This is a genomic window from Cohnella mopanensis (genome assembly GCF_022352055.1).
In the GTDB taxonomy this organism is placed as follows: Bacteria; Bacillota; Bacilli; order Paenibacillales; family Paenibacillaceae; genus Cohnella; species Cohnella mopanensis.
In genome coordinates this window covers 64686-77324 of sequence record NZ_JAKRWM010000010.1, presented here as the reverse complement: position 1 = coordinate 77324, position 12639 = coordinate 64686, and the positions used below count along the sequence as shown (strand labels likewise).

The following is a 12639-nucleotide window of genomic DNA, read 5'->3' as shown; positions in this document are numbered from 1 at the left end:
AAGGGGCTATTGCGAGATGATGCAACTAACATCCTACCGGGGACGACACGTCGTCGTTCTCGGCTTGGCAAGAAGCGGCGTTGCCGCAGCTAAACTGTTTCATAGCGTCGGCGCGGTAGTGGTCGTCAACGACAAGAAAGAGCGGGAACAATGCCCTGAAGCCGATGAATTGACGGCTTTGGGCATTTCTGTTGTGTGCGGACATCATCCGGACGATCTCGTGACGAAGGAAACCGCGTTGCTGGTCAAAAACCCGGGAATTCCTTATTCGGCGGCTCCTATTGTCAGCGCGTTACAGCTTGGCGTAGAAGTCGTAAGCGAAGTCGAGGTTGCGGGGCATCTTTCTCCGGCGCCGATTATCGGCATTACAGGCTCTAACGGCAAAACGACAACGACGACGTTGACGGGCGTGTTGCTGGAAGCTGCCGGGCTTAAGCCGCTCGTCGCAGGAAACATCGGCCGGCCGCTTAGCGAAGCCTCTCTTGAGGTTGCCGAAGACGGCTGGCTCGTAGCCGAGTTAAGCAGCTTCCAATTAAAAGGAACGTCAGAGTTTCGTCCACGCATCGCATGTTTGCTAAACGTCGCAGAGACGCATTTGGACTATCACGGCTCCATGGAGGATTATGTCGCTTCGAAGGCGAAAATGTTTGAGAACCAAAAAAACGGAGATATCGCCATTTACAATGAAGACGACGAAACTTGTCGCCGTTTAGCGAACGACTTCCAAGGGAAACGGTTTCCATTCTCCGTAACGCGGACGTTAACGCAGGGAATTATGGTGGATCCGCCTTATTCCTCGATTCGTCCCGCCGAGAATGAGATCGAACAGGAAAGATGGATCGTCAGCATTGACGAAGACGGAGAGAAGAATCGAATCATCCGCGTTGACGAGTTAGGAATTCCAGGTCGCCATAATACGGCTAACGCACTAGCTGCCATTGCCATCGCTTTGGCCGCCGGAGCGAACCCGCAGCTACTCGTGGAGCCGCTTCGCCATTTCCGCGGGGTAGAACACCGCTTAGAGTTCGTCGGAACGTTCGGCGGCGTGAAATTCTATAACGATTCCAAAGCGACGAATCCGATGGCGACGACGATGTCGATTTTGTCGTTGCCGTCTCAATTGATTCTGATCGCTGGCGGATTGGACCGCGGTTCGGATTATATGGAGCTGTTGCCAGTGTTTCGCGATCGGCTTAAAGGCGTAGCGGCTATTGGAGAGACAAGGGAGAAGATTGGCAAAGTAGCCGCGTTATCCGGTTTAACGAACGTGAAAATCGTCGAACCTGTAGAGGACGCCGAGCAAACGCTTCGCCGAGCCGTCGTGGAAGCAGCCGCCATGGCTGCGCCGGGAGATATCGTTCTTCTGTCGCCTGCATGCGCAAGCTGGGACATGTTCCCATCCTATGAGGTTCGAGGTCGCATTTTTAAGCAATCGGCGCATACGTTGTAGAAGGGGGCATGTCCCCACTTTTGCAAACCGCGAGGTGTCCGGTTCATGGCCAAATCCCGTTCCGTTCCCGATGTGTGGATGATCGCCGCTACTCTTGGCATTCTAGCCATTGGCGTAGTGATGGTGTATAGCGCTAGCGCTGTAGCAGCTTTTCATGATTATGGGGATTCGTATTACTATGTGAAAAGGCAATTGGTATTCGCCGTGCTTGGGATCGTCTCCATGTTCGTTATGATGAACGTGGAGTATACGTTCTGGCGCAAATGGGCGGTTCCTGCGTTATTAGTGTGCTTTGGCATGCTGCTTATCGTGTTGATCCCGGGTATTGGAGTCGTGCGCGGAGGCGCACGAAGCTGGTTGGGGATCGGTTCGTTCGGCATACAACCCTCTGAATTTATGAAACTAGCGATGATCTTCTTCATAGCTAAGCTGCTCTCGGAGCGGCAAAATCAGATTACGAATTTTACAAAAGGATTACTTCCGCCGCTTGGTATTATGGGGGCGGCGTTCGCGTTGATCATGCTTCAGCCGGACCTGGGAACAGGAACCGTTATGGTCGGAGCTACCTTGCTGGCTATATACGTGGCAGGAGCAAGAATCGCCCATCTCGGTGGTTTGGCTTTGTTAGGAATGGCCGGATTAGCAGGCTTAATAGCGGCAGCGCCTTATCGACTACAGCGAATTACGGCCTTTCTGGATCCATGGCAAGATCCGCAAGGAGCAGGCTATCAATCCATTCAATCGTTATACGCGATTGGGCCTGGAGGGCTAGTCGGCCTTGGACTCGGAATGAGCCGTCAAAAATATAATTATTTACCGGAGCCGCAGACAGATTTTATTTTTTCGATCATTGCGGAGGAGCTTGGATTCATCGGAGGCTCCTTGTTGATTTTATTGTTTCTGCTTCTCATATGGCGGGGCATGAGGACGGCGATTACGATCTCCGACCCTTTCGGCAGCTTGCTCGCAACCGGAATCGTCGGTATATTCGCGGTGCAAGTGTTGATCAACGTTGGCGTAGTAATCGGCTTACTTCCCATTACGGGCGTAACGTTGCCGTTAGTAAGCTACGGCGGCTCCTCATTGACCTTATTGCTTACTTCGCTTGGCATTTTACTTAATTTATCCCGATATTCGAGGTGACTTTCATGCGTGTCGTGTTAACCGGAGGGGGTACGGGAGGGCACATCTATCCCGCCTTGGCCATTGGTCGCGAAATATCGGAGAAGCAACCCGGCTCCTCCTTATTGTACATAGGAACAAACCGCGGATTGGAAAGCCGAATCGTGCCAGAGCAAGGTATCGCGTTCGAAGATGTAACGATTACGGGATTCAGGCGTTCCCTGTCTTGGGAGAACGTTCGGACAGTCGTTCGATTCGTTCAAGGGGTGCGACGTTCCAAGCAACTGCTCAGAAAATTCAAGCCCGATGTAGTCGTAGGTACCGGAGGTTACGTGTGCGGTCCCGTCGTTTATGCTGCATCTCGGCTAGGCATTCCGACGCTAATTCATGAGCAGAACGTCTTGCCAGGGCTGACGAATAAGTTTCTGAGCCGGTATGTCGATGGGGTAGCGGTTAGTTTCTCAGAATCCGTTCCTTTATTCAACAAATGTCCGGACGTAGAATTTGCCGGAAACCCTTGCGCGACGAGGGTGTTGCAAGCCGATAGGAGCAAGGGCTTTTCCTCGCTCGGATTGCCTCAGGAAACGCCGTTCGTGCTTATTGTGGGCGGGAGTGGCGGGGCTAAAGCGATCAATAACGCGATCATGGAAATGGGACCGTTGCTGCATAAGCTACCGGATACTCATTTCGTATTCGTAACCGGCGAAAGATTTTATAACGATACGGCCGCGGCGATGAAGCGGATGAACTCAGAAGGTTCCAATCGCGTGCACGTGCTTCCTTATATTCACAATATGCCCGAAGTGCTTGCGGCGGCGACGCTTTTCATTGGTCGCGCGGGAGCATCGTTCCTCGCGGAAGTGACATCGCTTGGGATTCCATCTATTCTGATTCCGTCGCCGAATGTGACGAATAACCATCAAGAGGCTAATGCAAGAAGTCTTGCCGATGCCGGAGCGGCTCGGCTGATCTTGGAAAGAGATTTGAAGGGTGACTTGTTGTTCAGCCAGATCAGCTCCATTATGGGCGATAAAGTGTTAAGGGGTAAAATGGCTCAAGCTTCAAGAGGGCTCGGCATGCCGAAGGCGGCATCCGCCATCTATGATCAGATTGTACGTATTCAAAGAAAAAGATAAACGACTCAGTCCTTCGTACAGCATGCAATAGGCGTTTGTCACCACCACCGCCTAGCCGTCATAAGATACAACGTGATCGTGACTGCCGAACTTGTGGCAACGGTAATGACAGCACGTGCAGCCTTGAAGGACTCGTTAGGAGGATAATGCCATGCAGCAGTTGGTCGCTGAGCTACAAGAAGCCGGAATCGGCCATGTACGGCTTAATGAGCCGCTTGCCGGACATACGACTTGGAAAATCGGCGGACCTGCGGATCTACTGCTCGTCCCGGAAACGGATAGTCAGCTTGCGGCGGCTTTGAAGTTGCTCAAGCGCTATGACGTACCGTGGTGCGCACTCGGTCGCGGCTCCAATACTCTGGTGTCCGATAAAGGGGTTCGCGGAGCGGTCATCAAGCTGGGCGACGGCTTCGACGATGCGCGTTTCGATGGCGAGACGGTGTCGGTAGGGGCTTCGTACTCGTTCATCAAGCTGTCAGTCATGTCTGGCAAAGAGGGGCTTACCGGTCTGGAATTCGCGGGAGGAATTCCCGGGACGGTCGGCGGTGCCGTATACATGAATGCCGGAGCACACGGATCGGACATTTCACGCATCTTACAGTCAGCAGACATCATATGGGAAGACGGAAGTCGGGCTGTGCTTGGGAAAGAGGAGATGGGATTCTCGTATCGCCATTCCATTCTTCACGAACGGAAGGGGATCGTAACCCGTGCGGTATTCCGTCTGGCGAACGGAGACCGCAAGGAAATCGCGGCGGCGCTCGCTTCATACAAGGATCGCCGATTGCGGACCCAACCGCTTCAGATGGCGTGCGCGGGGAGCGTGTTCCGCAATCCGCCTAACGATCATGCCGCAAGGCTGATCGAAGCGGCAGGATTAAAGGGACTGCGGGAAGGCGCAGCGGAAGTTTCCCAACTGCACGCTAACTTTATCGTTAACCATGGCGGTGCTAAGGCTGAGGACGTTCTCACGCTCATACGACGAGTACAACGCACTATTGAACAAACTTATGGAATCCTACTAGTACCGGAGGTTCTCTTGTTGGGTGAGCGGTAACCCGGAGGTGAAACCCTTGGACAATTTGGTGATTGAAGGCGGGAATCCGCTTTCGGGCACCATTCGTATCCATGGAGCCAAAAATGCTGCTTTGCCGATCTTGGCCGCCAGCTTGCTGGCGGAGGGGAAAGTGACGATCCGCAATGTACCAAGGCTGCTTGATATTGAAGTGATGCTGGACATATTGCGGGATCTCGGGTGTAAAGCCCGACATCAGGATTCGGTAGTGACGGTCGATTCGACGGTCGCAACTTCCTCTCACATTCCGGAGAGTCTGATGCGGAGAATGCGATCCTCGGTATTTCTGATGGGGCCTCTTCTCGCGCGTTTCGGCGAAGCTCAGCTCTATCAACCCGGAGGATGCGCGATCGGTGAAAGAAAGATTGATTTGCATTTGCGCGGTCTTGCGGCTCTTGGTGCGAATATAGAAGAGAAGGGCAGCAGAATCATTTGCTCCGCCCGTCGACTTAAAGGAGCCGAAGTGAGCTTGGATTTTCCTAGCGTGGGGGCTACGGAAAACATCATGATGGCAGCTGTCCTGGCTCAAGGCCGGACGACGATCATCGGGGCAGCGAGAGAACCTGAAATTCAGGATCTGCAGTTGTTTCTGAATCAGATGGGGGCGCGAGTATCAGGCGCCGGCACGGATACGTTGACGATAGACGGAGTAGAGTCCTTATATGGATGCGATTTCGACGTAATCCCTGATCGGATCGTGACGGGAACGATAATGGTTGCCGCAGCGGCAACGCGCGGTGAAGTTACCCTCGAGAATACGCAGCCGGGGCAACTGACCTCGCTCATCCACGTCCTTCGCCGGGCAGGTGTTCAAATCGAGGTAGGAAATGATATAATTAAGGTTGGCGCTTTAGTACGTCCTTCGGCTGTTGATCGTATTGTAACGTCACCTTATCCCGCGTTTCCGACGGATTTGCAGGCGCAAGTGATGACATTGCTTGCCTTAGCGGATGGCGTCAGCGTCATGAAAGAAACGATATTCGAGGGACGATTCAAGCATGTGGATGAATTATGCCGCATGGGAGCCGATATTCGGGTAGATCTGAACAATGCCTTTATACGGGGAGTACCTCAGCTTTATGGCGCAAGGGTAGAAGCGACCGATCTTCGCGCAGGCGCCGCGCTTGTCATAGCCGGGCTGGCGGCTCAAGGCCGCACGGTCGTCGAACAGGTTCACCATATCGATCGCGGATATGATCGAATCGAAGAGATGTTCCGCCAGATTGGCGGCAATATTACCCGGGAAGTCCACATAAGCAAGGTTTACAGCTAACGGTGAAAGTTCCCCGCCGCAGAAACGACTTCGGCTGCGGGTTTTTTTTATGAAAGAGATGGACAAGGGGGGATGGATTATGACGGAAAGAATTCCCGCATTAAAGCGCGAAGGGGGAGTTCCTCGCTCTCGCCGCGGGAGAAAATTGTTAAGGCTCTTGATTGCGCTTTTTGTCATCGTTCTCATCGTGTTGTTTTTCCGCTCCCCCCTTTCCGAGATTTCGGAGATAGAGATAACAGGCACGCAATATCTAAGCAAAGAAGAAGTCGGGTTGAAACTCGGCGTTACGCCTGGGGATTCCTTTTTTGTTCCTAGCATTGCCAAACTTAAGGCTAGGCTAACGGAGATGAAACCCATCGAGAGCGTTAATATCATCAAAAATTTTCCGGGCAAGCTACGCGTCGAAGTGAAGGAATATCCGCAAGTCGCGGTTCAACTTTCCGATAACGGCCAGCTGCTAGCGGTTTTGTCCAATGGCTTGACATTGCCGATTCCCGAAGGTAATTTGCTAGACAAGCCGATTCTTTCAGGATGGAAGCCGGAAGATGTCAACTTGAATGCGTTATGTCGCGTTCTAGATGAGCTTCCTAATTATCTCCTTGCAGATTTGTCGGAGATTCATCCCGATCCCTCGATCTCTTATCCGAGTCGGATCAAGATGTTTACACGTTCTAGATTCGAAGTCGTAACGACAGTAGACAAGCTAAAAGATAAAATTGCCTATCTTAGCGATATCGTGCAAAATCGGGAACCCGGCAAGATAATTATGTTGGAAGCAGACACTTATTTGCCCTATTCCGCGGAAAATGTTACAGATGAGTAACAAGAAGCCGATAAAGTTAAGGAAAAGGACTCTACTCAATAATCGAAAAGAATGCTAGAATTTCATTTATGGGTGAAATAGGTACTCTTTCAGATTGTCTGATAGCATCCTCAACAAATGACTAAAAAAATTGTAGAAAAAAGAGGGAAAACCTCGTGGATGTGGAATAAGTAGAGGAAGCATCCCTTGTACACAGCCACTTTCATTGAACTACGGGAGGTGCCACCGGTTGAGCAACAACGACCTCATCGTCAGCCTGGATATTGGAACTTCGAAAATCCGGGTGATTATCGGGGAGATCAGCAACGGGGCCATTAACATCATTGGCGTAGGCTCTGCAGATTCCGATGGGATTCGCAAAGGCGCCATTGTAGATATTGACCAAACCGTGCAGTCCATTCGTAATGCCGTCGATCATGCTGAGCGCATGGTCGGAATTGGAATTAGCGAGGTTTACGTCGGGATTTCCGGCAATCATATCGCTTTGCAAAGTAATCACGGAGTCGTCGCTGTTTCCAATGAAGATCGGGAAATCGGCGAAGAAGATATTGAACGTGTTTTACAAGCGGCCAAAGTGGTTGCCCTACCGCCTGAACGGGAAATCATTGGACTTGTTCCCAAGCAGTTTTTAGTTGACGGATTAGCGGATATTCAAGATCCGCGCGGTATGATTGGCGTTCGACTCGAAGTTGAATGCACCATTATTACAGGTACAAAAGCAGCTGTACATAACCTCATGAGATGCGTAGAGAAAGCAGGTCTGCGTATTTCGGGCCTTATCTTGATGTCACTTGCGTCAGGAATGATGGCTTTAACCAAAGACGAGAAGCAAATGGGAACCGTTCTAGCGGACATTGGTGCAGGCTCGACAACGCTTGCCATCTTCGAAGGTGGAAGTCTAGCAGCTGTATCTACGCTTCCGATTGGCGGAGACTATGTGACTAGCGATATTTGTTATGGTCTCAAAACCCAAACCGAACATGCGGAGAAAATCAAGCTGAAGTACGGCTGTGCCCGTACGGATGATGCCGCTGAGGATCAGAAGTTCAAGGTCATGCGAGTGGGAAGCAACATGGAGAAGGAATTCTCCCAGCTCGATCTTGCGAATATCATCGAACCTCGAATGCAAGAGATTTTCCAAATGGTACGTCAAGAGGTTAAACGATTGGGTTATCACGACAAAATTAACGGTTATGTTCTTACAGGGGGTTCCGTCTCTTTGCCAAGCGTTCTTCCATTGGCGCAGATCGAATTGGAATCCAACGTTAGAATCGCTGTGCCGGATTACATCGGAGTTAGAGATCCGTCTTTCAGCAGCGGTGTTGGCATGATCCAATATGTAACCAAATATGTTCGAACACGCGGCGCAGTTGGAACCAAACGCGCACCAAAAGCGAAAGCAGCCGGTAGCAGCGCTAATACGGCATCCAAGCCTGGCATTGTTGAATGGTTCAAAAACATGTTCAAGGAATTTATTTAAGCCGCCGCTTATTAAGGAACCATTCATGCGAAGCAAGGAGGAGTTAGCAAATTATGTTGGAGTTTGATTTTGAAATGGAGCCACTTGCGAAAATCAAAGTCATCGGAGTCGGTGGCGGCGGCAGTAACGCTGTAAACCGAATGATCGAGAACGGCGTCAAAGGCGTAGAGTTTATTACCGTGAATACGGATGCGCAAGCATTGCACTTGACGAAGTCTGAACAAAAGCTGCAAATCGGGGATAAGCTTACTCGTGGGCTTGGTGCGGGTGCGAATCCTGACGTTGGTAAAAAGGCAGCCGAGGAATCCCGTGAATTTATTACGAATACGCTTCGTTCGGCGGATATGGTATTCGTTACGGCAGGTATGGGCGGTGGAACCGGTACAGGTGCTGCTCCCGTAATCGCCGAATTGGCGAAGGAATGCGGAGCGTTAACGGTTGGGGTAGTAACCCGTCCATTCACTTTCGAAGGTCGTAAACGTTCTTCGCAAGCAGAGCTGGGTATCGAAGCGCTGAAAGAAAAAGTTGATACTCTCATCGTCATTCCAAATGACAGATTGCTTGAGATTGTCGACAAGAAAACTCCGATGCTTGAAGCTTTCCGCGAAGCGGACAACGTGTTGCGTCAAGCTGTTCAAGGTATTTCTGATCTTATCGCCGTACCTGGCTTGATTAACCTAGACTTTGCAGACGTGAAAACGATCATGTCGGAGCGCGGTTCTGCATTAATGGGAATCGGTCAAGCATCCGGGGAGAATCGTGCTATGGAAGCCGCTCGCAAAGCGATCATGAGCCCTCTCCTGGAAACTTCGATTGAAGGCGCACGCGGAGTTATCATGAATATCACTGGCGGTTCCAACTTGTCTCTCTACGAAGTTAACGAAGCGGCGGAAATCGTCATTTCGGCCTCAGACCCGGAAGTGAATATGATTTTCGGGGCGATTATCGATGACAACTTGAAGGATGAGATCAAAGTAACCGTCATTGCTACGGGTTTTGAGCACAAAGGTCCAACAAGACGTCCAGCAGCGACACCATTGCCTCAATCGCAACCACAAGCGCAAGCACAACCTCAAACCGAGAGCTCGAGCCCATCTGACGCTCGTCAGACAGGGAATCTTCGCCCTTTCGGCAATCAAAGCTTGTCGAGCGATCAACTTGATATTCCTGCATTTTTACGTAATCGTCCGCGTGGCGATCGTTAAGGCTATTCATACGACTTTTAAGAGCTTCGGGTCCGCAATTGCGGACTCGGAGCTTTTTTTATCGACAAAAAAAAGGCTTAGAGGGTCGGCAAGATTAGACAGACACCGAATTTGAAAGCGATTATACTGGGTTCATCCATCCCGGCTTGCGTTTCGTCGTCGTTTTCCGGGCGATCAAGGATGGGGGCAGCCTATGACCGTATATGTAGATTTAGTGTTCTTCACCAATTTTGCCGTAGACGGTGCCGTGTTGCTGACTACCGCAAAAGTACGCCACCTTAGGCCAGCAAGAAGCCGTGTGTTTGTTGCCGCCTTCGTAGGAGCGATCTATGCAGCTGCGATGTTCTGGGCCCATATCCCGTACCTTTATTCTTTCGGAGCTAAAGTGATAGTGTCTCTCGGAATGGTACTGCTCTCCTATGGATATGGCGGACCTTTACAATTTATCCGTAACTTCGGTGCCTTTTACTTGGTGAACTTTGCAACGCTAGGCGGTGTAATCGGACTGTCCTACTTGCTTCGCTCCACGGAGTCGCCTTGGGGCGGGGTTACGTATACAGCGGATGGAGGCTTGCTCTTAGAGTGGCAGATGCAATTAGGCTTGTTCGTGATGACCTTCCTGCTCTCTCTTTGGTTGTTCCGCAGCACGTCGGAAACTCGCAGGAAACGGCAAGACCTGGAACAACTGTTTTGGAATGTTCAGATTAAGGTTGGCGAAGGCAGTTGGGAGATAAAGGCCTTAATGGATACGGGCAATCGGCTGTATGATCCGTTAACTCGCATCCCCGTCATGATTATGGAGGCAAGCGTTTGGAGAGAACAACTGCCTCAAGGCTGGTGTGAACGGTTAAAAGGTGAGTCGGCTGACCTGCTTATATCTGAATTGGATACGTCCTCCGCGGAGGAATATCCTTGGGGAAATCGCCTTAGATTAGTCCCCTATCGCGCAGTGAATGGCAATACCCGTCTCATGCTGGCCGTAAAGCCGGATGCGGTTTTGTTGTCTCGGGAAGGACATCCCCTTCTTCAAGTGAACCGGGTTCTAATTGGTTTAGATGGAGGAACTTTGTCATCCGAAGGTACGTATCGTGCCATTGTCCACCCCGACATGGCTCATGCCGACCCCTTAACGTCGGCTCCATCTCAACCTGCGTGACAGGAGGTCTACAGAAATGTTCGTGAACTTGAAATTAAAGACCCAATTATCGTTTTATCGCCTGTTATTCTGGTTTGGTTGGAAAAGCGAAGAGGTCTACTACATTGGTGGGAGCGAGGCATTACCCCCGCCACTCAGTCGAGAAGAGGAAGAATATTTATTAGAGAGACTGTCTACGGGAGATGCCGCAATCCGGGCTATGCTCATTGAGCGTAACTTGCGATTAGTCGTCTACATCGCCCGTAAATTCGAGAACACGGGAATTCATATTGAAGATTTGGTTTCCATCGGCGCAATAGGTCTCATTAAAGCCGTAAATACGTTTGATCCGGATAAGAAAATTAAATTAGCGACATATGCATCTCGGTGTATTGAGAACGAAATTCTGATGTACTTGCGGAGGAATAGCAAAACGCGGACAGAAGTTTCGTTCGACGAGCCCTTAAACATCGACTGGGATGGCAACGAGCTTCTTCTTTCCGATGTGCTTGGAACGGAAAACGATACGATCTACCGCAATATTGAAGAACAAGTCGATCGTAAATTGTTACACAAAGCATTGGATAAGCTTAGCGAGCGAGAGCGCACGATCATGGAGCTGCGCTTCGGGTTGGCTGACGGGGAAGAAAAAACCCAGAAGGATGTCGCCGACTTGCTAGGTATATCTCAATCGTACATCTCGAGACTAGAAAAACGAATTATTAAGCGACTGCGCAAGGAATTTAATAAAATGGTATAAAATTGCGCGAAAATTCGGTTTTTTCTCACTTTTTTCGCGTGTACCATAAGTATCAAATATCGGAATAAAAAACCCCTACCCGGAGATACTTTACATTAATGCTGCTCCCCGGGAGGAATTGCCTTGACCCGCAATAAAGTGGAGATTTGTGGAGTGGACACCTCAAAGCTGCCCGTTCTAACCAATGCCGAAATGAGGGAACTGTTTCTCGCTCTGCAAACCCGAGGAGAAATCTCTGCCAGGGAAAAATTGGTAAACGGAAATTTACGCCTGGTCTTGAGTGTGATCCAACGGTTCAATAACCGTGGAGAATTCGTAGACGATCTATTTCAAGTCGGTTGCATTGGTTTAATGAAAGCAATCGACAACTTCGATCTGAGTCAGAATGTTCGATTCTCGACCTATGCGGTTCCGATGATCATCGGGGAAATCCGTCGTTACTTGAGGGATAACAACCCGATCCGAGTTTCTCGCAGCTTGCGCGATATTGCTTATAAGGCGTTGCAAGTGAGAGACCAACTAACGAATCAACACTCCAGAGAACCGACAATTTTGGAAATCTCCGAAGTATTGAATGTTCCGAAGGAGGATATCGTCTTCGCATTGGATGCGATTCAGGATCCGGTTTCTTTGTTTGAACCGATCTATCATGATGGTGGAGACCCGATCTTCGTCATGGATCAGATTAGCGATGAACGCAACAAAGACGTTCAATGGATTGAAGAGATCGCTCTTCGGGAAGCAATGAGAAAGCTCAATGATCGCGAGAAAATGATTTTGTCCATGCGTTTCTTCGAAGGTAAAACCCAGATGGAAGTGGCCGACGAAATCGGTATTTCTCAAGCTCAAGTATCCAGGCTCGAGAAGTCGGCGATCCAGCAAATGCAAAAACATGTTAAAACATAGTACAAGCGTAGAAATAAGCGAGAGAGTGAAGGAATGTTTCTTCGCTCTCTTTTTGTTATGTCGGTACTGACACTCGATGTGATAGCACGGGCACAGGCATGCGCTTGAGTTTGAGCGCGAACCTGAACCTAAACTTGAATTTGAACCTATATCCCCCAAAAATAGCTACAGCCATTATCCCCTTCGTTCAGTAACGACCCCGCCCAGACAACGCCGAAGTATTATAAGCGCCTCGCTAAGAAGTAGCACCTTCAACTATGCAGAATCGCAAAAG

At 50.1% G+C, this 12639-nt stretch carries 11 protein-coding genes; all 11 read left to right on the top strand.

Features of this window, described 5'->3' with window-relative positions:
* Positions 1-16 precede the first annotated feature (16 nt).
* The 11 genes from murD (at position 17) to sigG (ending at position 12365) form a co-directional block, all read left to right on the top strand.
* Entirely contained in the window at positions 17-1450 is a 1434-nt protein-coding gene (gene murD, locus L3D05_RS16280) for a UDP-N-acetylmuramoyl-L-alanine--D-glutamate ligase (protein WP_239617366.1), read from the top strand.
* Between the two features lie 45 nt (positions 1451-1495).
* A complete protein-coding gene (spoVE, locus tag L3D05_RS16275) occupies positions 1496-2593 on the top strand; it encodes a stage V sporulation protein E (protein ID WP_239617365.1) in 1098 nt (365 codons plus the stop codon).
* Between the two features lie 5 nt (positions 2594-2598).
* Positions 2599-3708 carry an undecaprenyldiphospho-muramoylpentapeptide beta-N-acetylglucosaminyltransferase gene (gene murG / locus L3D05_RS16270; RefSeq protein ID WP_239617364.1) on the top strand — a complete coding sequence of 370 codons (1110 nt, stop codon included), beginning with the start codon at positions 2599-2601 and terminating at the stop codon, positions 3706-3708.
* Positions 3709-3859: 151 nt separating this feature from the next.
* Positions 3860-4765 carry a UDP-N-acetylmuramate dehydrogenase gene (gene murB, locus L3D05_RS16265; RefSeq protein WP_239617363.1) on the top strand — a complete coding sequence of 302 codons (906 nt, stop codon included), beginning with the start codon at positions 3860-3862 and terminating at the stop codon, positions 4763-4765.
* 16 nt (positions 4766-4781) lie between these two features.
* Positions 4782-6056 (top strand): UDP-N-acetylglucosamine 1-carboxyvinyltransferase, encoded by a 1275-nt coding sequence (gene murA / locus L3D05_RS16260; RefSeq protein ID WP_239617362.1) that lies wholly within the window; start codon positions 4782-4784, stop codon positions 6054-6056.
* 79 nt (positions 6057-6135) lie between these two features.
* Positions 6136-6879, top strand: a complete 744-nt coding sequence (locus L3D05_RS16255) for a cell division protein FtsQ/DivIB (RefSeq protein ID WP_239617361.1) — start codon at positions 6136-6138, stop codon at positions 6877-6879.
* Between the two features lie 229 nt (positions 6880-7108).
* Positions 7109-8359 carry a cell division protein FtsA gene (gene ftsA / locus L3D05_RS16250; RefSeq protein ID WP_239617360.1) on the top strand — a complete coding sequence of 417 codons (1251 nt, stop codon included), beginning with the start codon at positions 7109-7111 and terminating at the stop codon, positions 8357-8359.
* A 53-nt stretch (positions 8360-8412) separates the two neighbouring features.
* Positions 8413-9564: a cell division protein FtsZ gene (gene ftsZ, locus L3D05_RS16245; RefSeq protein WP_239617359.1), complete on the top strand. Its 1152-nt coding sequence runs from the start codon at positions 8413-8415 to the stop codon at positions 9562-9564.
* Between the two features lie 193 nt (positions 9565-9757).
* A complete protein-coding gene (gene spoIIGA / locus L3D05_RS16240) occupies positions 9758-10720 on the top strand; it encodes a sigma-E processing peptidase SpoIIGA (RefSeq protein ID WP_239617358.1) in 963 nt (320 codons plus the stop codon).
* 16 nt (positions 10721-10736) lie between these two features.
* Positions 10737-11459: an RNA polymerase sporulation sigma factor SigE gene (gene sigE / locus L3D05_RS16235; RefSeq protein WP_182301728.1), complete on the top strand. Its 723-nt coding sequence runs from the start codon at positions 10737-10739 to the stop codon at positions 11457-11459.
* A 123-nt stretch (positions 11460-11582) separates the two neighbouring features.
* Entirely contained in the window at positions 11583-12365 is a 783-nt protein-coding gene (sigG, locus tag L3D05_RS16230) for an RNA polymerase sporulation sigma factor SigG (protein WP_182301727.1), read from the top strand.
* Positions 12366-12639: the final 274 nt, after the last annotated feature.